This window comes from Acinetobacter baumannii, from assembly GCF_009759685.1.
Lineage (GTDB): Bacteria > Pseudomonadota > Gammaproteobacteria > Pseudomonadales > Moraxellaceae > Acinetobacter > Acinetobacter baumannii.
Genome location: NZ_CP046654.1, coordinates 2828726 through 2853913, shown reverse-complemented (window position 1 = coordinate 2853913; position 25188 = coordinate 2828726). Strand labels below are relative to the sequence as shown.

The following is a 25188-nucleotide window of genomic DNA, read 5'->3' as shown; positions in this document are numbered from 1 at the left end:
AGAAATTTAAAATTTTAAGATTTTGATTTTTATAAATTTATACTCAAAATAAAGAGTGAGATAAATTTTACTTATTGAAGTACATAAGCTGCTTTTATCGTTTTACCTACAAAACAGCTTTTTTTAATAAGAAAAAACAGGAGTAAAAAGCATCCAAGAAACATCTTATTTTTTAATTTGTTCATTGAGTCTTTTCATGGCACTTTCTGAAACCTGAACCGCTACTTCAGTTAATTTTTCTTTCAAAGCAACGTCATTACCATGAATATAAATAGACGTGAAATGAAAGGTTTTTAAACGGATGGGCGTATTTAATATTTCCAATCGTCCGTCGGTAATTTCCTTTAATGCCGTTAAGGTCGGCACGACCGCAATACCCAAACCTTGCTCGGCTAGACGCAATAACGTCGCTAAAGAATAACTAGTAATAGAAAGTGGTTCATCAATCCCCTTTTCTTTCATTTTTGCCTTTAATTCTTTATAGGGATAGGTAATTTTTGGATAGGTTAAAATGGTATGCGACATTAAGGTTTTAAAAGACATTTGCCCAATTCCACCTTTAAAAGATGGCGCCGCCAAGAAACTCAGTTCAAAGTTACAAAGCGACTGCTCAATACATTCAAAAGCCAAAGTTGGCCCAAGCAAAAAGGCCATGTCCAAGTCGCCTGTACGTACCCCTTCTTGCAAGTTAGGGGTCAGATCTACCACAATTTCAACCGAAACTTTTGGGAATTCCTGTTGAACTTTTTCGATATATTCAACCAACCATGTATACACAATGGTTTCGGAAACGCCTAAACGTATGGTTCCGGTCAGGTGCTGATTTTCGGTAAGCTCTGCAACCAGATCAGTTTCTAAACGCATAAACTTTTCAGCATACTTAAATAATGTCATGCCTTTATGGGTCAGTTTAAACTGCCGCAAGCTCCGGTCTAAAACTTTAAAACCTAATTCATTTTCAAGAGATGTGATTTTTTGAGATACCGCAGGCTGCGTGGTTTGTAATTTAGTTGCTGCCTTATTGAAGCTATTTAAAGTCACCACCCAGTAAAATGCTTCAAGATTCTTTAAATTCACGTTTCGTCCTGTCTTAAAAATTCCTTTACTTTTATAGTATGTAAGCTTTTAGCTGAGTTAGGCTACCCATTTATTCGTTTTTAGTTAAATTTGATTTATTTCACTTAAAAAATAACGTTGAGCTTTTGATAGAAACTTACTTAAAGCTAAATGTATTCAATGTTTTCATTCTTCTAAAATCTACAAATATAAAATACTATAAATTGCATCAACCGCCCTTAAGGACGGTTGATCGTTATAAATTAAAAGTAATTGAAGGTAATTTTTATAACATCACACGTGGTTACTGTGCTGCATTCACACCAACAATAAACTGGCTACAATTAGAACCTTCAGAGGCATTACCTAATTGATTTTCAGAAAACTTAAACTTTGATGCCACAGAAGCATAATCTTTCTTAAGGGTTTGGCCTGTAAGCTCACCTAACTCTTTTACTTGTTCAGGCTTCAAGATTTCATGTTCAACTGCCTGATTCACCATTACACATGCGGTGGTCATCGCATCATAACGTGCGGCCGTTTTAGAGTAACCTATCGCACCGACTACAACACCAATAATTAAACCAACCACTACAGCCAAAGTTACATGCATTTTATTCATTTTAAATACCTAAAAAATCAAACTAAAAAGGAGCACTTTAAGAGTTTGTGCTCAAGCCTGATTAAGATAACTACTTTTTCTTGATCATAAAAGTTAGAATCTTTCAGATTTATTGATAGTTAATGTAATCATTTTACATTTTAATTCTTTGAATATTTACTTAAATACTCTCAAAAAAGATTAAATATTTTTCTGTTTCTTCTGCCTTTTTAAAATAATTAAGTTTTAAAAACTGGTTTATAAAACTTATGAAATTTATATAGATATATTAGGTTTGATAGGCCAAAATGAATGAGTACTTTAAAACTATTTTATAAAAAACTGTAAATAAGTCTGAATATAAGAGGACATTTAATGAAGAACTTTCTCACCAAGAAAATGTACGCAACTAGAGCTTTATTTTTTGCTGTAGGTGTTACGGCTTTGAATGTTTCCCCTATTGTTATTTCTACTACTCATGCAGCGACAGAACAAAAAATGGATAATTTATCGACTACACTTTCATTAATTTTTGCAGATAAACCCATAGAAGCTTCTTTATTTAGCCCTCAATTTTTAGGACAAGTTCCCATCACACAAATTCAAAAAATTGTTGATGATTTAAAAGTCTCTTTAGGTGCTCTTAAAAGTATTAATGTTTCAAATGGCTCTGGGACTATTAATTTCGAAAAGGGAGAATTACCCGTTTCAATTAGCTTAAATGAGCAAGGACAAATTAGTACTCTTTGGTTTAGCGCGCCTCATTTTAAGACAATAAGCCTAGACGAAATGGTTAAAGATCTACATGAAAATGCAATCGGTAAAACATCTCTTTTAGTTATTGTAGATAACAAGCCTGTGGTTGTAGAAAACGATAAAACTCCTATGGCTGTCGGTTCGACTTTTAAGTTACTGGTTTTAAAAACTTATGAAGATGCGATAAAAAAAGGCGAATTAAAAAGAGAAACTATTGTTTCTTTAAAAGAAAAGAATCGCTCATTGCCAACTGGAGTTTTACAAAACTTGCCTGCTGGTACGCCTGTAAATCTCGAACTTCTTGCACAGTTAATGATACAAATTAGCGATAATACAGCAACCGATAGCTTGATAGAGGTATTAAAGAAACCTCGTATAGAAGCGTTGTCACCTAGAAATTCTCCTCTGCTGACGACACGAGAGCTATTTCAACTGATTGACCCAAGTAATGAAAAGCTCAGAAATAAGTTTAAAACAGGAACAAAGTCGGCTCGTCTAGAAGCACTCGCTGAGCTAGACAAACTACCGCTACCAAGTGTGAGTAGCATTGGAAAATCGGCTACTTGGCAAGATGCTGAATGGTATATGTCAGCCCATGAGATTTGTCCTCTTCTTGAAAGTGTTCAAGATGCTCCGGCTCTGAACAGTTCTTTAAATCCACTTTTTAAAAATTTAAATTGGCAAAAGATTGGTTTCAAAGGTGGATCCGAATACGGCGTCATCAACTTTTCTGTAATTGGAAAAACTCAAAAAGGCCATAAAGTGTGTGCCGTATTTACCGCAAATGGAAATGAGCCACAACCCGAATCAAAACTAGCAATATTATTTACAGGCATGCTTCAAGCTGTTGATTCTATAAATCCTTAAGTACAAAAGCCCATCATGAGTGGCTTTTAGCAATTCCTTATGATGGGCTATTTTGATTTAGAGTTATTCAAAGAATAATCGTAAAAGTATTTTAATTAAACTGAACAATAGATAGAAATTCGCTATAAATATTAATCTATTTATAAAAGATGCTAAAAATGAAAAAAGTTCTCTTGTTTGACCTAGATCAAACTATTCTTAACCGAAATGAATCACTTTTAAAATTTCTTAACTGGCAAGTAAGCTACTTAAACTTGGTACCCCATGAGCTAAAAAAATCTTTTATTAACCGATTCATAGAGCTAGACAATAACGGAAGCGTTTGGAAAGATATTGTTTACAGTCAATTAATTAAAGATTTTAATATCAAAAAATATGATACATCTGAATTGCTGCAATCTTACATTAATGATTTTAATAAATTCTCTACAGCATTTGAAAATGCTCCAAAAACTATTCAAAATCTTCATGCTCAAGGGTACACATTAGGCTTAGTATCCAATGGAAAAACACCTTTTCAGGAGAAAAATTTTTATGCTTTAGAATTAACGGACTATTTTTCGATTATCGTGATTTCTGAAGCTATAGGTTTAAGAAAACCAGATCCTGAAATCTATTTATACACTTGCAATCAACTAGATTGTAAGCCATCAGATTGTATTTTTATTGGAGACAATCCCAAAGCAGATATAGAAGGTGCCAAAAAAATTGGTATGAAAACAATATATTTTCATCCAACTCTTACCCTTCATCCTTCTCTTTCAGATGCAAGTATTCATCATTACGATGAACTCGAAGAAACGGTTAGAAGGTTAATTAATCCGCATCATTTTTAATCTAATACGCACTATATGAAAAAGGCTAATTTAAATAATTAGCTAAATTATTTATCTTGTTTTATATCGTATGAATATTTTTGAAAAAACGAAGTCTTGAATATTATAGATAATACTTGCAGGAAAAAATGATGGAAATTTCATTAAGATTCGCGACCCCTGCCGATCTAAAAGCTATAAACGAACGCTATGCCGAAATTGATTTTGTACCATCACATGATGATGAATTTATTGTACTAGCTTCTATTAGTGAGAAAACTGTTGGGCAAGGTAGAGTTGTAGGTATTGATGCTAACAGCGGCGAGCTTGGTGGAATTTATGTTTTTCCGGGCAATGAAGGGTTAGGAATCGCCCGTAAGGTAGTTGATTTCTTAATTAAAAATTCAGATTTTTCTATGCTTTACTGTTTACCCTTTGCCGAGTTAGAGGGCTTTTATGGCTCTCTGGGTTTTGCTGCTGTGAAAGACATAGCTCAAGTTCCAGAAGCTATACTAAAAAAACATGAGTGGTGTAACAGTAATTACGACAAACCGGTTTTACTTTTAGAAAGAAGTAAATAAAGGAATACCTATAAAAAAACCGCCCCAGAAGGCGGTGGCTGAATTTAAACCAGCAATATATAGAAGTATGGTGGACGAATACTTCTATATTCTTTTACGAAGGAGTTTTATTGGTTTTCATAAAATCTTCCGATTTAAAATATTTAATAATCATATCTGCATGCTCTTCTTTAGGAGGAGCAACAGTCACAGGAAATGATTCTTTAGAAATTTTAAATCCGTGCGGAATTAATTGTGAAATTGGTGGAAATTTAGGTTTTCCACCATCGGTAATTCGCTCGATAAAACTTGCTAACCAGAGCAAATACTCTCCTTCGTTTTCAAACTTCGGCATTACACTTAGATCAACTTTGACTTTACATTCACTAAGAGGCTTCGTGAGCTGCTCGTCAAAATCAATATAATTGAACTTAAGTTTAAACTCAGTCCCTTTAATGGCCTTACGTATCTGACTGATTAAACAATTCAGATTTTGTGTAAGGTCATTGGTGAATAAGTCGTCTTTTTTTAATATTCTTATAAACCTTTTCAGCCACGGCTAAATACTTTAGCATTTTTACCCTCCTCAATCTCAATTGTTATAAAGTTTTGATCTTAAAATGTTTTATGGTTCTGATTATGATTAAACAAATGTAAAGGAGTGAAACAATATTATACTCAAACGTAAGTAGTTAAAGCTTTATGTAAAGACTATTGAACAATCACCTAAAAAAATTATGGTTTTGATAACTCATCCGCAATTTTTTTAAAAATATTATTATCTTTTGAAATATTTATTTTCAATTAAAATTTACCATTTGGTAAAATTAATATGGTCTCATTTGCTGATCTCGTCTTACGAGTCCTAAAACTGATCTACGAACTCTTATTTCATCTTCAGAAAATGGTAAATGCTCTTTTAGCTCATCTATAGAAAGTGAATTATTTTCTATTAAAAAACAGTCTTGTTCGGTCGTCCAACGTGAAGCTATTGATTCGGTTTGTTTCCAGTAACGTTTCATATGCCCTAGTAAATTAATCAGTCTAAAAGCTTACGATGAGTGCAAGCTTTTTATAGATTTTGTGCGGAAAGAAGAATAGGAATAGTACCGAAATACTCAAAAATAAAAAAGCCAAACACCTCAATAAAGCACTGTTTGGCCTTTCATAAAAACTGGTTTAATCCAACTCTAATTGTTGTCTCAATTTTAAAATATCGACTAGTCCTTTATCCCTTTTTTGAGATAAATCGATATCTTTATAATGTGTTAAAAGCTCTTTAGTTTGTTCTTCTAGCAACTCAGTAGTTTCTTCAGAGTGCTGAAAATTTTGCATATCATTCCACCATTCGGTCATAGGTGGTCCTAAATGGTGAATTGCCTCTTTAAACCCCTTCTGATTGGCAAGTTCCATATTTATATAGGGGCCAAATAAAGCCCATCTCAGCCCGGGCCCACTGGTGATTGCGATATCAACATCTTCTGCCGAACACACCCCTTCTTTAACCAGTGAAAATGCCTCTCGCCACAAAGCAGCTTGTAAACGATTTGCTACATGCCCTTTAACTTCTTTATTTAAAACAATCGGATGCTTACCCAAACTTTGATAAAACTCGGAAGCTTTCTTTAAAATTTGCGGATCTGTTAATTTTCCACCCACAATTTCAACCAAAGGTAATAGATGAGGTGGGTTAAATGGATGACCTAAAAAAATACGCTCGGGATGAGTTGCATCTTTTTGAAAGTCAGAAACTTTTAAGCCTGAAGAACTTGAAGCAATTAATGTTTTTTCAGGGCAATATGAAGTGATTTCTTGATATAAATTTTGCTTTAAATCTAACCTCTCCGGTGCATTTTCTTGAATAAAATCGGCATCAATCACCGCATCTTTTAAGTTGTTGTAAAGCCCTAAATTTAGGAAAATATCTTGTAAATGATGACTTGAATCTGTTTGCTGATCTAAAGCGAGCAAATCACTAAGATTTGCCTGTATTCTCTTTTTAAATAATTCTTCGTCTATTGGATAAGGGTCATACACCTTTACCTTAAAGCCTTTATATAAAAATAATGCTGTCCAGCTTGCACCAATGACACCGACACCAACCACACCGATTGTTTTAATTCCTTCCATATCTTCCTCGTGACCTTATTACTTCAAAACTTTTCTTATTCCCTTTCATGACTATAAAAATAGTCGACTTCTTACCTTTTCTCAGTTATTCAAAGCCAATTTATAATAAACACGCCTAACCAAAACTTCATACCATTATTGTACTTTTCTTGCATTACCTTCATTTTTTAAGCAAATTTTAGCTACTGCTTGCAGCCCTATAAGCACTAAGGGTGTATGATTGGCAAGATTTTGAGCCATGTAACTTTAATATGACAAATACATTTTCTGACCACAAGCAAGTTGAAGTGGTATCTACTTTTGCTGAACTTGTGAATACACATTTTCAGGGAAATAAGAATGCTATTTGTTGGCATAGAAATTTGGTGGGCGACTTTAAAGAAATTGTGGCTAAACTTGAGTTAAAAGAAAATATTACCGAAATTTCTACAGAAGACCTGTTGGCACTTGAGCTTTCAGAACAAGGTGATTTGGCTCGAGATATTATTTTAAAAGACATGCAGTTCTTAACTGATATGGGTGCATCACCTGTACTTAATTTACTTAAGCATTATGAACGTGATGAAGAGCTCGATTTTATTTCAACAGATGTCTATTCATTTCATGTTGATCGTTCCCCTATTGAAACCAACACATTCTTATGTACTTATCACGGTGCGGCTAGTGACATTGTTCTCAATGATCAGGTTGAACAAAAAGTTTTAATTCCAGAAATTAGAGAAAAGCTCAAAGCTTTACATGACGGCCCAGAAGCCGAATTTGAAAGCTTTTTAGCAGAGTATTTTTTTGATTTACATTATCAGCCTAAAGCCCATGCCCAACCTATAAATTTGGGTACAGGACACTTATGGCGCTTAGCAGTAGATCATCCAACTCAAAAGGTTTTACCGTGTGTGCATAGAGCACCTGTTGAAAAAGATGGTGAATATCGATTGCTACTGATTTGTTAGGTATTTCAATACTTTATATAAAAAAAGTCAAAAACCAAAAATTACTTTTAGAATCGTGAATAATTTCTGGTCGTTAAACCACAGTAAAAAGATAAATCTGAACATTTATCAAAAATAAAATAATAAAAAATTATGATTTAAAGTAGTTGACCCTCACGTAACGTAAGCCCCTAGCATAAAACACGCCTAAGGAAGAAGGAGCTAAAAAGATGCTGTTAAAAGTTGGTGAATTGGCTAAGCAAACAGGACTTACTGTCCGTGCTCTTCATCACTATGACGATATCGGTTTACTTCAGCCTTCGGCCCGTTCCGATGCTGGTTATCGACTATATACCCCTAAAGACATTACTCGTTTGCATCAAATTCAAGCATTACGAGGGCTGGGTATGTCGCTAGCCGAAATCTATACGGTTCTTGAAGATCCCAATCTAGCACTTTTACCGATTATTGATCGGCAGATTCAAGCAATTGATCAAAGACTGGCAGAGCAGAAGAAATTGCGAAATCAGCTAGGACAATTGAAATCTCAGCTCATCAATGGTGAAGAACTTGATTTGGAGGATTGGCTAAATATGCTGGAGCTTATAGCAATGTACGAGAAATACTTTACGCAAGAAGAACTTGAAAAGCTTACATTTTTACAATCAGGTACTAAAAGCCACCAAGAATGGCAAGAGTTAACTCAGACTGTAAATACGGTATTTAATGCTGGAGAATCATCTAGCAGTGAAACCGTTCAAAAGCTCGCCCATAAGTGGATGAGAACACTTGAGCAGAATACGCGCACCAATCCAGAATGGCTTGTTAAATTAAATAACATCAATTCTGCAGAACCTGAATTTCAGGAAAAATTAGGAGTAATGCCAGAAGTTGTTGAGTTTTTACTTAAGGCCTTTTCAGAGAGTAAGCTGAGTATTTTTGCTCGTTATTTATCTGATAATGAGTTTGCTTTTTTAAAGGAAAATTATGTTCGCGAAATGAAAAAATGGCCTCAACTATTAGTCGATATTGAGAAATTGATTGACGCTGAGGTTAAACCGAATAGTGAAGGAGCAAAACGTTTGGCACAGCAATGGCTCTCTATGCTACAAGGTTATACTGGCGAAAATCCAAGCACTCAAGAAAAGATCCGTTCAGCAATGCAAAATGAACCAAGCCTTGCTGACGGTACTTGGCTTAAACCGGTTACCCTACAATTTCTAGAAAAAGCAGTAGCAGCATTCAAGCATAGTGCTTAGTTCTATCTATCAATTTAAATGGCTCTTTTTCAGGAAGAGCCATTTACCCGTAAATATGATTAAAGTAAAGAAACAGTTTCAGGATTTTTAGTCATAAAATTTAATATTGCAGACTGTGATTTAATACTAACTAAATGACTTCGAAATTCATTTTATAATTCTGTCCATTCTCGCAATTGCATAAGTAATGTATTCAAAATAATATTCAGACAAATAGATTATAACTTTACATATTGTTTAGCTTATAGATCAATACTAAGAAGACTGTGAAGTTAAATTTAAAATGAATCATTTTGGCAGTTAAAGCCATCCATATTTAATTAGAGAAACATTTGATATGAAAAAATATTTATTATTAATTTTATTCAGCTTTTATTCGGTTCATTCATTTGCTTCGGACAAACTACATGGCAGTGTTTGGAAAACTATTGATGATGCCACCAATCAACCGAGAGCACTGGTAAAATTTAGCCAAGACAAAAACGGAGTTCTATCCGCAAATATTGAAAAAATCCTTGTTCCAAGTGAAGCCAATAAATGTACGATGTGTGAAGGGACTTATAAAAATAAATCTTTAATTGGTTTAACCATTGTCAAAAATTTAAAAAACGTAGGTCAAAATAAATATGACAAAGGATCTATTCTCGATCCTCAGTCAGACAAGACTTATCGCTTTAGCGTAACCGTATCACCAGATGGGGAAAAACTTACCGCTCGCGGCTACATTGGTATTTCTGCAATTGGCCGAAACCAAACATGGTATCGAGTTAAATAATCCATGAGTAGCTTGTGACCAACTCTCTGAAGCTACTCACCGATCATAATTACGGTCTATATGTGCACTATATAAATTCTGTATGTAGACCGTATTATGACCGATACTTGGCCTGAATCATCAGCATGATAATGACGAATAGCGAAGGTATGGCAGCAATCACAAATAAATGGGTAATGACCAGAAATTGAGAGAGATAACCGCCAAATAACGGCCCAATGACAGAACCCAAACGAGCAATTCCAATACTCCAGCCCACCCCTGTAGTACGAAGTGAAACTGGGTAATAACTGGCCGACAAAGCATTAATGGCAGGTTGCCCACCAACAATGGCAAAGCCAGCAATAAAAATGATAATAAACAATAAAACGATATGACTAACAGAATAGCCAATTAAAGCAACACTAATCACTGCAACCAGAAAAACAGGAATTAATACTTTATAAAATCCTGTCTTATCAATTTTAAGGCCCATCACCACACTACCAATCGTACCGCCTAATTGTAGAGTGGAGCCGATCAACAATGCCTGATTTAATGAAAGCCCTGACTCTTTGGCCAAAGTCGGTAGCCAATTTGCCAGAAAATATAAACTGATCATATTTAAAATACTGATGGTCCAGATGGAATAGGTAAAAAACGCACGCTGATTTTTAAATAACTCAAGCGGTGACTTTTTAACCTGAACCTCAGTATTATTGATGATTTTTATCTCTGCATTGAATGTTAATGCTGGATAAAACTTCTTTAACCAAAACAAAATTTTGGAGCTATTTTTGCTATTTTTGCTATTTTCACTTAAAAAATATAAAGATTCTGGTAACTTAAAGAATGTGATAAAGAAAATAATTAAAGGGATAATACCGCCAAAATAAAAAATCGCCTGCCATCCTCCCCAAGGAACTAGTAAGGCTGATATTCCGCCCCCCAACATTGCCCCTACCGTATAGCCACAAGAAATGACCATCATGGTAAAAATACGAGATTTATATGGAACAATTTCGGAACTATAAGCCATCACATTTGGCATGATACCGCCTAAAAAAATTCCTGTAACAAAGCGGATTACAGTCAATTGCTCAATATTGCCCACATGTGGCGTCAACAGCATCAATATGGAGAATATAAAGGTCGAGATCAGTAGTATCGGACGGCGACCAAAACGATCAGAAAGTGAACTTAATAAAAATGATCCAACAAACAAACCAAACAAACTTGCACTAAACACAACTCCCAACATCGATTTTTGAACACCCCATTCTTCTATAATCAGTGGGGCTGCGTAAGCCATGGACTGAATGTCATACCCATCCATAATCATTAGTAATAAGCAGGTAACCAAAATAAATTTTTGATAAGGTCCAACTTTCTGCTGATTGATCAAATCACTTAATACAATTTCTTTCATGGTATTCCTTTCTCCATGACTCGCTTTAAATTAATTCCATTTTAATTACGATATACGTAATCTATTTACGATTAGCGTAAAAATAAAATAGCAATATTATCGCCACAAAGTCAAAAATATTAATTTTTATAATATAAACAGAATGTTATACCTAATTATTTAATCTAACCTGAGTAATGAGCTCACATCATCGCATGGTGTATATGGTCTGCTCATCTAATAAAAATCAAGCAAACCATACATCCTTTTATTTAAATAACTCATTTACCTCAAACAAGTTGGCTTAAAAAATACTCCACCACCACCTCCCTTTCACCCAAACTATTTGTACTTAAAAACTCGAACATCAAGCCATCTATTAAGTTTAAAACCATATTGGCATCGGGTTTTAACGCACGTATTTCTAAACTAAAAATCAGTTCAAAAATTTCACGAGTCAGCCATTTTCTATACTCTATTGCCATACGGTAAGCCTGCTGGTAAGCCACTTTAATTTCAAAAAAGGCTTTAAGTAGCAAGTGATACAGACTGTTAGAGTTAACATGTAAAACTACTATTTCCTTGAGCTTATCGGTTGGCGTGCAATAACGGCTTGAATAGATAATCGCAAGCACGTCTTCTTTAAGTAGACTTTTTTGGAAAGCTATACACATTTCAATAAGTCGTTCTTTTGAGTGAAAATAGTTATACAAGGTGGCTTTCGGTATTTCTGATTCTTTGACAATCAGGTCTACGCCTGTTGTATGGAATCCATGTGTGGTAAACAAACGAATAGCGGTACGAATAATGTGTAATTTTTTAGAAGAGGTTTCTAAATTTGGCATAGTTTTACCGTTATAAATTCTTGTTGTATGTACAGAGATAGAAATGCCGTCACTCTTAAAATGAGTGCTAAATACAGGCATGCAAAAGCCGCACAAGTGGTGTGCTCGCCTATCTCAAGTTTTGTTGTTGATATGATTTTTTAGTCGTGACGATTCTTAAGGTGTAGAAAACCTAGAGCCGTTTTAAAGACTGTTCCGGTGGTATAAATAGAGAAAATTTGGCAAAGGCCAATAAATAAGAAATAGTACGCATGTGCGAACTCCTTTGGGTAAGAAAGAAGTTTCGCCACATCACTGCTAAATGATTATGGTGGCGAAACGAAAAGGGGTTAGCAGACTGATTTACCCAAAAATCAGCACATCCGAAGATGTCCCCCTCCCGTTCCGCCGCAGAGGGGGCACGTAGGGATGCCCACAAAAAAGAGAGACTTTTTCGTGTGCTTTGGGTAAATACGGCCTGCTAAAACCGACTGGCAATGTGGCCAGCAGGCAAAGGATAGTGCTCTGCCCTATTACAGTCAAGCACACAAAATGACATTTGTTTTAAATTAGATCATTAAAAACTTAGGATAAATAATTAAAATTTATTGTTAATTTGGGATTTATAAAGTCTCGGTTTAAAGGCCTTTAAATCACTCGGTTGACTGTATAAAAAGGCATAACAAAATCAGTAAAACTTCGCTTCACCAGCAGGACGAGTTTTAAACCTTCTATGAAACCACATGTATTGTGTTGGGGCGATCCGAATCTGGTTTTCAATAATTTTATTGACGCGTTCAGCATCATTCACTTCGCATTCGCTAGGAAAATTTTCAAGTTTAGGTTCTACCAGTACATTGTATTGAGGATCTCGAATATCCCCGCTTCTGTAAAAATATAATGGTATTGCAACAGCGTTTGAAATATCCATGAGTCTTCGATGTGCCGTGACTGTTGCTGCTTGTATTCCAAAGAATGAAGCCATGACACCTTGCTTTAAACCAAAGTCCTGATCAGGGCTATACCAGATTGCATGACCATTTTTGAGTTTTTCAATTAAGCTACGCATGTTGTCTTTTGCAATTTGGTTTTTATAAACCCTAGCGCGACTACGATGAATGAGGAAATCCATGAAAGGATTATTTTGAGGTCTATACACCACATCCATATCAAAAAATAACGTACATGCAGCACCTCCGGCATCGAGTAATGTGCTATGCGTGCCTAACAGCAGAATGCCCCGATCCCGATTGTCATTTAGATGTTCCAAGCCTTCTATATGAACTCTTTTTTTAAACCATGCAGGACAATACCAAGCATTTAAGGCTTCAAATATACCAATCATCGTATCGGTAAAAACCGACTTAGCCTTGGCTTCAATTTGCTCAGGTGTTTTTTCAGGAAAACATGCACCTAAATTTCTTAAAGTCGTTTTCCTTCTAGAAGCCAATAGTGTCCAAGCAATTTTTGAAAATAGTTTTGCTAAGCGCCACTGGATTGCCCAAGGCAAGTACGCAAGAAACATTAGAATAAAAGCTGTGAACCAGATACCCCAATATTTTAATGATAGAAAGGAAAATTGAAATTGCCCTGATTGATACTGCGCTTCAGGTTTCGTCATATTGTAAATATCTAGAGGTATAGAAATTCATCCTAACACACTCGCACTCTACATACGTTTGTAAAGTGTGTCTTAATATTAGGCTCAATCTAGCAAACTACTGCTAAACAGTACTGGTGAGTGCTCCGATTCATTCTTTATCGGTCTTGATGGGCAATTGCTTGATAAAGTCATTTAAAGACATTGGACAACCCCATAAATAGCCCTGAAACTCGGTACAACCATTACTTTTAAAAGCACTAAACTGTTCAGCCGTTTCTATTCCTTCTACCAAAACGCGAAGGTTTAAATCTTGGCCAATTTTAATAATACCCGTCACTAATTTATTGCTGCGTTTATCATCTAAAGCTGCCTGTACAAAACTGCGATCAATTTTAATTTGTTTAATGGGCATTTTTTGTAAATAGCTTAACGATGAATACCCTGTACCAAAGTCATCAAGTGAAAGCTGAATACCATGCTTAGACAAGAAGTGCATTTTTTCGATCATGCTCGCACAATTATTTAAAGCAATATTTTCAGTAATTTCTAATATGAGCCGAGATGGATTGAAGTCATACCGCTGAACCAGACCAATCACCGTGTGCTCAAAGTTAGATTGCATAAAATGATCAGCACTAATATTGATTGAAAGCGTAAGATCTTTGGTCTCTTCTTTTTTACTCCAGTCCTGTAAAACTTTGCAGGCTTCGGCCAATACCCACTCTCCGATCTCTGGCATTAACCCAAAAGTTGCTGCTGCCGGAATAAACTCTTTTGTTGGAATATACCCTAAAACCGGATGATGCCATCTTAACAAGGCTTCCGCACCAATCAGTTTTTCTGACGAATTAACTTGGGGCTGATAAAAAAGCTCAAATTGTTGCTTAGTGAGTGCCAACCGTAGATTGTGCTCCATACTGCTTTCTATTTGTATTTCTAATTGCATGGTATAAATTGAAATACAAATCATAAGAGTAGCGACACAAGTGGCTATCCATCCACCATGATCACGAATATCTTCTGATAAAGGTATGGCACTATCGAGAGTAAAAGAGCTACCACTAAAAAATATAAAGCAGCCAATCGACAGTAAAATTAAAACAATTTGTAAGAAGCTTGGCTCTCTACGGTAATTCAAATACCCCAGTATCGCTCCGGCAGGTAAAAACAAATGGGCCACACGAGGGCGATCAGGCGTAGCAACATCGAAAAATAAGCAAAAAACGACTGGAAACACCAGCAGAACCGCTTGTGATAAAAGTATTCCTGCCGAAATACGGTTTATATAAATAAGAAAAAAGCTAAATATGGAAATTAGTGTGAAACAGATATCCATATAAACAATCACCCACATTTGGGCAAATGCAAAATATATAGTCCAAAACAAGCAAAAAATAATACAAATAAAGATATTTGCTTTGGCTGCGATTGTAAGCTGCTGGTCCTTTAGGGAGCGGTAATTTTTCTTGTGTTTTTTAAAGTAAGACGAAGTTATCATAAATAAACCAACCGTAAATATTTCTTTAAAGGACCCCAGCCAGCTTGGTCATTGATACTCCATTTCAATATTTACCAATAAAACGTAATCATTTCTCCCATTGTGATTTGTACTTATTATTTTGAGATCAAGTTTTAACCACCTTAATGGTATAGCCCGATTAGGTCACTTGAACGATACTGCTTTTTAAACACTCTATAATTTTAAAGTATCATGACTTAACGATACATGCCTATGACTCTCAGGTACAGCCTTTAAGTGCAGAAAAATTAGTGAATTACAATTTTTGCGTTAAATATTTTTATTATTTAGATTCATCAATAGGACCATTTAAAATAATGCACATGTGTGCTTAATTATGCTGCTAATGACCAAGTTGTGAGCTTTGTTGTTCTGAGGTTGGAGCTAAAAGCTAAAGAAGCCATGAGATATCCATCTCATATTTTTGATCGGTCTATCTCATGTTTACCAGAAATATTTATTTTTAATAATATAGAAGTCTCAGCTTATACCTTATTGCGTTTGTAAGAAAAATAAGAGCAACCTGCACACGATGCCATAATAATTGTTATGCCTAGAACCTGAAAACTATTTAATCGTTCATCTAAAATCAGCCATCCAGCCAAAGCGCTCACTGCGGGTGATGCACTTAGTAAAATCCCAAAAACTCGAGGATGCAGTTTTTTCATGGCAATCATATCTAATATAAATGGAATAGCACTCGCGAGCATCGCCATAAGTAAACATGTAAAAAGAATCTTATAACTATCAAAAATATGGATAATGTGAGATGCACCTAAAGGTGTTGCAAGTAAAGCCGCTATAAACATTCCGGTCGCAACAGAGCTGCCACCACCTTGTGCAACTTTTGAGCCATAAATCACATACAGCCCCCAACCCACTGCGGCTAATAAAGCATACGTCATGCCAATAAAACTAAAGTTATTATTTGCATTGCCCATAGGTAAAAGAAGCAAACCAATAATAGATAATCCTCCCCAAAAATAATCTAATTTATTTTTAGACATTAAAATAGCAACCGTAAGTGGTCCTAACACTTCGATGGAAATCGCAATCCCAACAGACATGTAAGAAAATGCTTTATAAACCAAAGTATTCATTAAAGTGAGGATTGATCCATAAATAATTAGATTTTTCCAATTGGTCTGTTTATTCCACTGTCGCCATGGTTTAAAGACTATCCATAAGAAACAGGCCGATAAGGCAAGTCGAGTTAAGGTAACTCCTTCAGCAGTAAGAATCGGAAAAAGGACTTTTGCTATTGCTGCGCCGATCTGTACAGAAACTAAAGATAAAAATGCAGCTGCAAATGCCATGCCTTGTTTGGAGTTTTTCTCAATCATCATCTTTACTATTGGGGGGAATGATTGAAATTTTAATTATCTATAATCAATATATTTCTTCTATTTTTCACGGTAAAACGATTAAATAACTCTATATTTAACCTTTAATGAGAGATTTACTCATGTCAGAGATTTCTTTAGATAATTTTGATTATGCGATCTTAAGAATACTGCAAAAAGACAATAAAACTTCCCATCGAGAAATTTCTGAAAAAATCGGTCTATCCGCGGCATCTGTACAAAGGCGTATAACTCGGATGGAAGAAAAACAAATCATCCTAAAAAATTGCGCTATCTTAAATCCTCTCAAATTTGGTGAAAAAATTACTTCTATTATTGAGGTCCGCCTTAGCGAAGATCGTTCAGTAGTTATGGACAGAGCGAAGCTATACTTTGCTTCTGTTGAAGAAATTCAACAGTGCTACTTCGTGAATGGAGGAGTCTCATTTATAATTATCATGCTGAGCAATAACTTATCTCATTTTGAAAGTTTAGTTAGAAAACATTTCGCTGATAATGAAGACGTGAAAACTTATAGAACACTCATTGTTTTAGATCGCGTAAAAGTAAACTTTGAGTTGAATATTTAAATTTTTCAATACTTGGCTTAAAAGACCCAATTGTTCTATTTTTATGTCTTGCTACATTCAACCTCTATTTCAATGCTTGATCACTTTTTTTCGATAACTCAAATTTGTTACCATTGCACCACTGGAATGGTCTGAAGTCACTTTATACTAGGGATGCTGATTCTAAAGTTCATCCAGTTGTTGTACTTTTCTTGAATTACATTCATTTTTAAAGACTTGAAATTGGTTAATAAACCAAAAGTAGATTTTTCGTTTTTTTAAGGGTTTATTACGCATGAATAGCGCTGAAATCATGGCTGATCTCTCCAACCACACTCCAATGATGCAGCAATATCTCAAAGTCAAAAAAGACTATCAACATGCGTTGCTGTTTTATCGTATGGGCGACTTTTATGAATTGTTCTTTGAAGACGCGCATTTAGCAGCCAAACTTTTAGGTATTACCTTAACCCATCGGGGTAAAGCAAATGGCAACCCGATTCCAATGGCAGGTGTTCCCTACCATTCAGCCGAAGGTTATTTGGCGCGTTTAGTAAAAGCCGGCCGAACTGTAGCTATTTGTGAGCAAGTCGGCGAAGTTACTGGCAAAGGCCCGGTTGAGCGCAAAGTTGTTCGTATTCTTACACCGGGTACTTTAACCGACGACGCACTACTTACAAGTTATCAGTCCTCTAACCTTGTTGCGCTATGTATCCATCAAAACCAGATCGGTTTTGCTTTACTCGACTTAAGTGCGGGTATTTTTAAAGTTCAACAACAAGACTACAAACCGGAACAACTTCCAATCGAACTGGCTCGCCTCATGCCAAGTGAAATTTTGATTGATGAAGATCTGGTTGACCCGAATATTATCGAACAAATTAAAAAGCATTTAGATTGCCCTGTAACCAAGCGCCCGAATGTCGATTTTAATTTAAACAATGCGCAAAAAACCTTATGTGACCAGTTCTCTGTATCAACACTCTCTGGTTTCGGACTAGACCCGTTACCTTTGGCTAAAGCCGCCGCGGCAGCACTTATTCACTATGCCAAAGAAACTCAAAAAACGGCGTTACCTCATATCCGTTCAATTCTTTTAGAACAAAGTACTGACTTTATTGCGCTCGACCCAATCACGCGCCGTAACTTGGAAATTATTGAACCTTTGTTTGAGCACGGAACTTCTTTATTTCAACTTGTGAACGATTGCCAAACCGCAATGGGTGGACGTTTACTTAGCCGCACACTCATGCAGCCTGTTCGTGATACAGCATTACTTGACGCACGTTTAGATGCGATTGAGCAATTGATTCAAGGCTACCATGAAAGCCCTGTTCGTCTGGTACTTAAAGAAATTGGGGATATTGAACGTGTGCTTAGTCGTGTGGCGCTGGGTAGTGCGCGACCACGTGATTTAGTTCAGCTTCGTCATGCTTGCGCGCAAATTCCATTTTTACGAAATGCTTTAGCACCTGTTGTACAAGCAAAGAAAACTAAGTTATTAGGACAGCTCGATCAGGAATTGGGTGACTTTAAATCGCTTCATCAACATTTAATGGCTGCGATTGTTGAAAATCCGCCTGTATTACTTCGTGATGGCAATGTAATTGCAGAAGGCTATGATGCTGAACTTGATGAATTACGCCAAATTCGTGATCATGCAGGTCAATTCCTCATTGATTTAGAAATAAAAGAGCGTGAACGTACTGGCATTAGCACCTTAAAAATCGGTTATAACCGTGTGAGTGGTTACTACATTGAGCTGACTCGTGCTCAAGCCGAACAAGCCCCTGCCGATTATATCCGCCGTCAAACCTTAAAGAATGCTGAGCGCTACATTACCCCTGAACTAAAAAGTTTTGAAGATAAAGTTTTATCCAGTGAGTCGCGTGCATTAGCTCGTGAAAAAGCATTATTCGAAGCTTTACTTGAAAACCTTCGTGAAAATATTGCTCACCTACAAATGATGAGTTCAGCAATCGCGCAAATTGATGTAATTGCAAACTTTGCTCATCAAGCGCGTTTAAACAACTGGGCACGCCCTGAATTTACACCAGAAACCGGTATTAAGATTCAAGGTGGCCGTCATCCTGTAGTTGAAGCGTTAAGTAAAGCGCCATTTACACCAAATGATACTTTCCTTGATGTGCAGCACCGTATGGCAATTATTACCGGTCCAAACATGGGCGGTAAGTCTACCTTTATGCGCCAAACAGCATTAATTAGTTTGCTTGCTTACTGCGGTAGTTACGTTCCGGCACGAGCTGCCAAACTTGGCCCGATTGACCGTATTTTTACCCGTATTGGTTCAGCCGATGACTTATCGACAGGCAAATCGACCTTTATGGTTGAGATGACTGAAACTTCACAAATCTTGCACCATGCGACGAATCAATCGCTTGTGTTAATGGATGAAGTTGGTCGCGGAACCAGTACCTATGATGGTCTTTCTTTAGCGTGGGCTTGTGTGGTTGATTTAACTAAACGCGTTAAATGTCTTTGCTTGTTTGCGACTCACTATTTCGAATTAACAGAGTTAGGTAGCGAACCTGGTATTGATAACTACCATGTCACTGCTCAAGAGTTAAACGGTAATCTCATTTTATTGCATAAAGTCCAACAAGGACCAGCAAGCCAAAGTCATGGTTTACAGGTTGCAAAATTAGCCGGTATTCCAGCTAATGTGATTAAAGAAGCTCAGAAGCGTTTACGTATTTTAGAGAAGCAACAACAGCAGCACTTACAAATTAGTGTTCAAAGTGATTTGTTTGCAACTTTAGATTCAGAAGTTACCCCAAGCACTCAAGTCATAGAGAAAGTGATAGAAGTTGAAGCCTCTTCACCTGCCCTCGATTTACTTAAGCAAATCGAAGTAGACAACCTGACTCCTCGTCAGGCACTTGAACAGCTTTATGAGCTAAAAGCAGCGCTTAATTCATAATCACTCATTGAGCAAACATGTGTATAGGCATGTTTGCTCTTACTTTAAGGAGAATAAAATTTCTATTTTCTTAAGGCCACTACAATACACAGAGATCGATTTAATTTGGCAACAGATTAATCGTCGTGAACTGATTACCCAACTCTACTTACAAAAGCAAGAACACTTAGAATTAACAGATTGTTTTTATGATGTTAAACATTGGGATGCTTATCATTTAGAAAATGATCCGCCCAAATTAAAAGAACTCTATGAACAAGGGGCTTTATTTATCGGTGCTTTTGATGCGTCTGAACAGTTGGCTGGCATTAGTGTAGTCTCGAATCAGACTATTACTGATTATCCCAATGCAAAATTACTGCAATATTTTTACGTCGATGCCGATCAACAAGGCAAAGGTATTGGTGCAAAGCTGATGCAAGCGGCAAAAGAATCGGCCAAGCAATTGGAAGCCAATCAACTTTATATTTCAGCCACTCCAAGTAAGCGTACAGTAGATTTCTATATAAAGCATGGCGCGGACGTATTAAAGCACCCAGATCGTCAATTATGGGAACTTGAACCAGAAGACATCCATTTACTTTGTACACTTTAAGCTCATTACTTAAAGATTTTTTGTCTATCGATTCAGCATAGAGGCAAAATTTAAAAGTAAATGTTGTGGTTGAGGTGTCTGCCTAAACAGATACCTTGACCCAAATGACATTAAAACTCATGACAAAAAAATTATTTAAACTATTGTTTTATAAAACTTATTATTATCCTGATTTTATAATTTAGCTCTTATTTAAGCTGAAACATTCTTTTGAATATCAATGTATTAACTTATCTTCATATGTATAAATAAACAATATCAATAAAAGCAATTGTTTGTTTACCCCTTTTTTGCCTAAAATAAGCTATTCGAAATGAAACCATATTTTTTAGGTAGCTGTCGCCATGACCTTTGTTGTCACTGAAAATTGTATTAAATGTAAATACCAAGATTGCGTAGAAGTTTGTCCTGTAGACTGTTTTTACGAAGGTCCGAATTTCCTAGTGATTAATCCGGATGAATGTATTGACTGTGCATTGTGTGAACCAGAATGCCCTGCAAATGCAATTTTCTCTGAAGATGAGCTACCAGAAGGTCAAGAAGTATTTATTGAATTAAATGCTGAACTTTCTCAAAAGTGGCCTAACATTACTCAAATTGGTGAACAACCTGCTGACCGCGAAGAATGGAACGGCAAACCAGATAAGTTACAGTATCTAGAAAAATAATTTCAAAAAGATCAGCAACCGCTGATCTTTTTTATACCCTATTCAAACATTTCATTGCAAATTCCTCGTAATTTGTGCACTGTTTTGCATTAAAATAGGCGCAATATTTATAAGCTTTTGATTTTTCTTATGCGGAAGTTTTTGCAGAGCATGCTGCCCCTATGCATAATCCCTGCGATTATGGTGGGTTGCGCCAGCTCTCCTCAACACACAACAACAGGCAAAACCTCTCCAAGCGGTAAGCGCATCTTTATTCCTCAAGAGCGCGTTATTATCGAACGTCCAATTCCACCTAAAGTTGAACCTGCTTCCTATCGCGCTTGGTTAAATACAGGCGATCATTATGAACGTGTACGCGAATATGAAAAATTTCTGGCGCGTCATGATGTGGCAGGTATCGTACCAAGTTTTGAATTATTAAGATCCGCTCGTGATTGGCAGAAGTGTGGCCGTTCAGAATATGCGGTACCTAACCGTGAACTTTGGAATAATTCTTTATCGACCTTACGTGTCTTTAAATATCTTATTGCCGCAAAAGTTTTAACCGACTTTGAGGTAACTTCAGTTTACCGAGACTTACCTTTAAATGAATGTGCAGGCGGCGCAAGTTCTTCTAAGCATTTATTTAACTCTGCCATCGATTTCCGTATTGGGCCAGAAGTTCCACAGCCACAAGACTATGCGTTTATTGAAAATACGAAGTTTAAATTGTGTCAGTTCTGGACTCAGCACGGCCAAAGTTTAAATTTAGGTATTGGATTATATAGTTCAGGACAAATCCATATTGATACTCAAGGCTATCGTACTTGGGGACCTGACTTAACCCGCAATACATCAATGTGTAATTTCTAAAATATAAATCCCCTTATGCGCTTCAGTTTAAGGGGATTTGCTCATTCTATAATCAACCAAAATTTCTTGAATCGAAGATTTTTGCACTCTAGTCATAAACGTTTAAAATACGCCTATCAACATACAGGTAAATTTGACTATGCAGCAGATGTGGACAGACATTGACGAATATATCGATTCACATTTAATTCCCGAAGATCCTCGACTCGACTTTGCATTAAAAAATACCGACGAACACGGCTTTTCAAATCATCTTGCAGTTGCTCCAAATCAAGGAATGTTCTTGCAAATGCTCATTCAGATGAATAAGTGCAAGCGTGTTTTAGAAATTGGGACCTTTGCTGCCTACAGTACAATCTGGTTAGGACGTGCACTGCCTGAAGATGGCTATTTGCTTACCATTGAAGGTCGTGATACTCATGCAGAAATGGCTCAAAAGAATATCGATCATGCCAACCTGCCTGTAAAAGTTGAGCTTAAATTAGGCCGTGCTGCCGATGTACTTTCCGCAATTGACCCTCAATCGATTGAGCCTTTTGATTTTATCTTTATCGATGCCGATAAACAGGGCTATCCGGAATATTTAGAACTCAGTCTCAAATTTTCAAAATCTGGCACTATTATTGTGCTAGATAATGTCATTCGTGCCGGTGATATTTTGAATCCTGAAAACAAAAAACCAAGTATTGAAGGCATTCGTGAAACCTTTAAAGCCCTAGAAAATCATCCGCAAATTTTGTCTTGCACAGCTTTACAAACGGTTGGCTCAAAAGGTCATGATGGTTTTGCAATTGCAATTGTGAAATAATGGTTAAAAAATCATCTTTTTCATTTTATTATTTATAATCAACAAATTACTTTTATTACCCCTGCTTTTCCATATAGTTATCCACAAGATTTGCGGATAACTATATGCAAATCTCATCATTTAGCCACAAGTAATGGTACAGTCGCGTTACGGAAAATCGTGGTTGCAATACTTCCCAAGAAGAACTGATGTATTTTGCTATGGCTAAATGCGCCGAGCACAATAATTTGAATGCCGTGTTCTTGTTGGTACTCTAGAATATTTTGCGCCACATCACCGTATCTATAAACAGTCACTACATCTAGCCCCGCTTGTTTCAAGTAATGCTCTGGTTCATTCAATATTTCAGGATGGTCACCGACATAAACTAAATGGCACTGTAAAGTCCGTAATAAGTCACTTTGCGCAATACGGCGCATCATCTTTTGACATGTCGGAGAGTATTCATAAGCAAAAATAAAACGTGTCGGTACTTTGAAGTTTTCACCAATGGTCAAAACCGTACAATTTGCACCACGGATAAAGTTTTCAACATTGCTACCAATCGGTTTATGTTTTTCGGCGGCTCTTTCACCTACGCGACCTAAAATCACGATATCATTTTCATGTAAGAGATTAAAACTTTGCTCTAGAAAATCCCCTTTTTCCTGAATTTTTGAGCAAGTAATTCCGTGTTTTTCTTTAATTAAGTCAGAGATATGTCTGAGTAAATTATTGCTGTAATCTAAAGCGAGTTCACTTTGTTTTTGCTCTAATTCAGCTAACTCTTTAAGCAACATTGCATTGCTTTCAAAGCCGATTACGCCACTAATTTCACCAAGGTGATAACTTGCCGGGTAGTAATCTAGAATTTGTAATAATACAAGCTCTCGTCCAGTTGCTTTCGCAACCCAAGCCGCTGCATCTGCAATAGCATTAATACAAGGTGATGAGTCAATACACGCAATAACACGGTTCATTTTTGCCTCTCTTCTTCAGGTCTATTTGCCTTGGAGATTTTTCTATAACTTAGCTTTAACTTAACATAGATAAAAATCCGTATGTTAAGGTTTATGTATTAAAATCCACTTTTTTGTTTAAAGATCAAACATTTTATTACATTCTTGAGACTGCATTATTTTCTTAAACGGATAAATTTTGCTGGGTTTCCACCCACAATATGGTACGGCTCCACATCTTTTGTCACCATACTATTCATGCCAACTACAGCATGTTTTCCAATTTTAATCCCGTCTTTAATCCCCACATGCGCACCTAACCAAACATCTTTTTCAATTTCGATACCCTGTGAGCGAACCGGCTGTTGGTAAAGTGGACGGTCGAGTTGCATGCCATGATCAAATGCATAGAGATGACAATAAGCAGCAATACGAACTTGATCATGCAGTTTTATGCCTGCTCGACCGCCATCTAAGATACAGTGGTGGTTAATTGCAACCTCATTACCAATCTCAAGCGGTCCATGCAAACTACAATCTGCCGCAATAAAACAATTATCACCAATCTTAATTTTCCGACCCGGCTCGGCAAAAATATGAGCTAACGGTGAAATAAAACAGTTCTCCCCGATCTCGACCGTTTCCATATCCATTAAATAAGCCTGATATTCTTTTTGCCATTCTTCCGCCCAAACACGGTGTTTGGGTTTCAATGTCCAATATAGCCATGGCATATAATTTAAACGGTGTTTATGTTGCTCGCGGTACTTGAGTAAAGAATCAGTCATCAGTCAATTCCTCCTCAACTTTTAATTCTTCGCGACCACGAGTTACATCTCGCAGTTTTAGAGCGAGTGGTTCAATTTGGTGAACCTGTAGCCTCGCTTCAATATCGACACCTGTTGCAGTATAACTTTCCTGATATTCAATTTGCTGCTGTGTCAGCTCATACTGAAAGATGGCCCATTCATTAAAATGACAAGAAAAATGAATCGTTTTCTTGGCAATCAGTTCAATACGTTCAGCTAACAATAACGATTGTCCGGCACAACCACCATATGCCCGAACAAGCCCCCCAGTTCCCAGTTTTATACCGCCATACCAGCGGTTCACCATGACAATAATATTAGTCAGGTCATTTCCTTCAATAGTTGCCAGAATTGGACGTCCCGCTGTACCAGATGGTTCGCCATCATCATTAAAGCGAACGTTATGTCCAATTTTCCATGCCCAACATTGATGTGTGGTCGAGATATCTTTATTTAATTCTAAAAACTCTTTCACTTGTTGTTCATTTTCTACTGGCGCAGCAATCGCCTGAAATCTACTTTTTTTAATTTCTTCTTCAAAAGTAACGGGTGATGCAATCGTAAAAGGCATAAATAAAATAAAG

The 25188-nt window shown here is 36.4% G+C and carries 24 protein-coding genes and 1 pseudogene; 12 read left to right on the top strand and 13 right to left on the bottom strand.

The genetic code is table 11. The features are described from left to right. Positions 1-165 precede the first annotated feature (165 nt). Together mumR and GO593_RS13725 are read right to left on the bottom strand one after the other, a co-directional pair. A complete protein-coding gene (mumR, locus tag GO593_RS13730) occupies positions 166-1077 on the bottom strand; it encodes a LysR family transcriptional regulator MumR (protein ID WP_001049897.1) in 912 nt (303 codons plus the stop codon). A gap of 283 nt (positions 1078-1360) precedes the next feature. Beyond that, entirely contained in the window at positions 1361-1678 is a 318-nt protein-coding gene (locus tag GO593_RS13725; protein WP_001038426.1) for a hypothetical protein, read from the bottom strand. A gap of 354 nt (positions 1679-2032) precedes the next feature. Here GO593_RS13725 and GO593_RS13720 point away from each other — a divergent pair, with 354 nt between their 5' ends. From GO593_RS13720 to GO593_RS13710, 3 genes are all read left to right on the top strand, one after another. Next, the gene (locus GO593_RS13720; RefSeq protein ID WP_001984096.1) at positions 2033-3280 is read left to right on the top strand and encodes a serine hydrolase; all 1248 of its coding nucleotides are present in this window, start codon (positions 2033-2035) and stop codon (positions 3278-3280) included. Positions 3281-3438: 158 nt separating this feature from the next. Further along, positions 3439-4116: an HAD family hydrolase gene (locus tag GO593_RS13715; RefSeq protein WP_000756788.1), complete on the top strand. Its 678-nt coding sequence runs from the start codon at positions 3439-3441 to the stop codon at positions 4114-4116. A 131-nt stretch (positions 4117-4247) separates the two neighbouring features. Further along, entirely contained in the window at positions 4248-4676 is a 429-nt protein-coding gene (locus GO593_RS13710; RefSeq protein ID WP_000406272.1) for a GNAT family N-acetyltransferase, read from the top strand. A 94-nt stretch (positions 4677-4770) separates the two neighbouring features. On the opposite strand, the pseudogene GO593_RS13705 reads toward GO593_RS13710, so the two are convergent. The 3 genes and pseudogenes from GO593_RS13705 to GO593_RS13695 all read right to left on the bottom strand — a co-directional run bounded on the left by GO593_RS13705 (position 4771) and on the right by GO593_RS13695 (position 6785). Beyond that, positions 4771-5230, bottom strand: a pseudogene (locus GO593_RS13705) (hypothetical protein). Positions 5231-5482: 252 nt separating this feature from the next. Further along, complete coding sequence (locus GO593_RS13700; protein WP_001984101.1) at positions 5483-5677, bottom strand: hypothetical protein; 195 nt, start codon at positions 5675-5677, stop codon at positions 5483-5485. Between the two features lie 157 nt (positions 5678-5834). Beyond that, on the bottom strand, positions 5835-6785 hold the full coding sequence (locus tag GO593_RS13695; protein WP_000398514.1) for a 3-hydroxyacyl-CoA dehydrogenase NAD-binding domain-containing protein: 951 nt from the start codon (positions 6783-6785) through the stop codon (positions 5835-5837). Positions 6786-7036: 251 nt separating this feature from the next. Here GO593_RS13695 and GO593_RS13690 point away from each other — a divergent pair, with 251 nt between their 5' ends. From GO593_RS13690 to GO593_RS13680, 3 genes are all read left to right on the top strand, one after another. Further along, complete coding sequence (locus tag GO593_RS13690) at positions 7037-7735, top strand: DUF1826 domain-containing protein (protein ID WP_005144154.1); 699 nt, start codon at positions 7037-7039, stop codon at positions 7733-7735. A gap of 209 nt (positions 7736-7944) precedes the next feature. Further along, positions 7945-8973 carry a MerR family transcriptional regulator gene (locus GO593_RS13685; protein ID WP_000925259.1) on the top strand — a complete coding sequence of 343 codons (1029 nt, stop codon included), beginning with the start codon at positions 7945-7947 and terminating at the stop codon, positions 8971-8973. 337 nt (positions 8974-9310) lie between these two features. Further along, positions 9311-9748, top strand: a complete 438-nt coding sequence (locus GO593_RS13680) for a DUF2147 domain-containing protein (protein WP_000760388.1) — start codon at positions 9311-9313, stop codon at positions 9746-9748. A 94-nt stretch (positions 9749-9842) separates the two neighbouring features. On the opposite strand, the gene GO593_RS13675 is transcribed toward GO593_RS13680, so the two are convergent. From GO593_RS13675 to GO593_RS13655, 5 genes are all read right to left on the bottom strand, one after another. Further along, positions 9843-11156 (bottom strand): MFS transporter, encoded by a 1314-nt coding sequence (locus GO593_RS13675; RefSeq protein ID WP_000659368.1) that lies wholly within the window; start codon positions 11154-11156, stop codon positions 9843-9845. A 269-nt stretch (positions 11157-11425) separates the two neighbouring features. Further along, a complete protein-coding gene (locus tag GO593_RS13670; protein ID WP_002135219.1) occupies positions 11426-11980 on the bottom strand; it encodes a TetR/AcrR family transcriptional regulator in 555 nt (184 codons plus the stop codon). Positions 11981-12647: 667 nt separating this feature from the next. Then, entirely contained in the window at positions 12648-13580 is a 933-nt protein-coding gene (locus GO593_RS13665; protein ID WP_000165396.1) for an LpxL/LpxP family acyltransferase, read from the bottom strand. 130 nt (positions 13581-13710) lie between these two features. Then, positions 13711-15060, bottom strand: a complete 1350-nt coding sequence (locus GO593_RS13660) for an EAL domain-containing protein (protein ID WP_074162200.1) — start codon at positions 15058-15060, stop codon at positions 13711-13713. Between the two features lie 506 nt (positions 15061-15566). Then, positions 15567-16427 (bottom strand): EamA family transporter, encoded by an 861-nt coding sequence (locus tag GO593_RS13655; RefSeq protein ID WP_001984113.1) that lies wholly within the window; start codon positions 16425-16427, stop codon positions 15567-15569. A gap of 119 nt (positions 16428-16546) precedes the next feature. Here GO593_RS13655 and GO593_RS13650 point away from each other — a divergent pair, with 119 nt between their 5' ends. The 6 genes from GO593_RS13650 (at position 16547) to GO593_RS13625 (ending at position 22857) form a co-directional block, all read left to right on the top strand. Further along, a complete protein-coding gene (locus tag GO593_RS13650) occupies positions 16547-17014 on the top strand; it encodes an Lrp/AsnC family transcriptional regulator (RefSeq protein WP_001290077.1) in 468 nt (155 codons plus the stop codon). Positions 17015-17288: 274 nt separating this feature from the next. Continuing rightward, a complete protein-coding gene (gene mutS / locus GO593_RS13645; protein ID WP_001083265.1) occupies positions 17289-19934 on the top strand; it encodes a DNA mismatch repair protein MutS in 2646 nt (881 codons plus the stop codon). 64 nt (positions 19935-19998) lie between these two features. Next, positions 19999-20529, top strand: coding sequence for a GNAT family N-acetyltransferase (locus GO593_RS13640; protein ID WP_086241995.1), 531 nt, complete (start codon positions 19999-20001; stop codon positions 20527-20529). A gap of 344 nt (positions 20530-20873) precedes the next feature. Then, a complete protein-coding gene (gene fdxA, locus GO593_RS13635; protein WP_000144889.1) occupies positions 20874-21197 on the top strand; it encodes a ferredoxin FdxA in 324 nt (107 codons plus the stop codon). 129 nt (positions 21198-21326) lie between these two features. Continuing rightward, positions 21327-22049, top strand: coding sequence for a D-Ala-D-Ala carboxypeptidase family metallohydrolase (locus tag GO593_RS13630; protein ID WP_001984116.1), 723 nt, complete (start codon positions 21327-21329; stop codon positions 22047-22049). Between the two features lie 139 nt (positions 22050-22188). Beyond that, on the top strand, positions 22189-22857 hold the full coding sequence (locus GO593_RS13625) for an O-methyltransferase (protein ID WP_001186837.1): 669 nt from the start codon (positions 22189-22191) through the stop codon (positions 22855-22857). Positions 22858-22973: 116 nt separating this feature from the next. Here the strand turns inward: GO593_RS13625 and GO593_RS13620 are convergent, their stop codons facing one another. The 3 genes from GO593_RS13620 to GO593_RS13610 form a co-directional block, all read right to left on the bottom strand. Next, a complete protein-coding gene (locus GO593_RS13620) occupies positions 22974-23816 on the bottom strand; it encodes a universal stress protein (RefSeq protein WP_001082436.1) in 843 nt (280 codons plus the stop codon). 155 nt (positions 23817-23971) lie between these two features. Next, entirely contained in the window at positions 23972-24583 is a 612-nt protein-coding gene (locus tag GO593_RS13615; protein ID WP_000132357.1) for a chloramphenicol acetyltransferase CAT, read from the bottom strand. After that, entirely contained in the window at positions 24576-25175 is a 600-nt protein-coding gene (locus GO593_RS13610; RefSeq protein ID WP_001116933.1) for an IMPACT family protein, read from the bottom strand. Before GO593_RS13610 ends, GO593_RS13615 begins: the two co-directional genes overlap by 8 nt. Between the last annotated feature and the right edge of the window lie 13 nt (positions 25176-25188).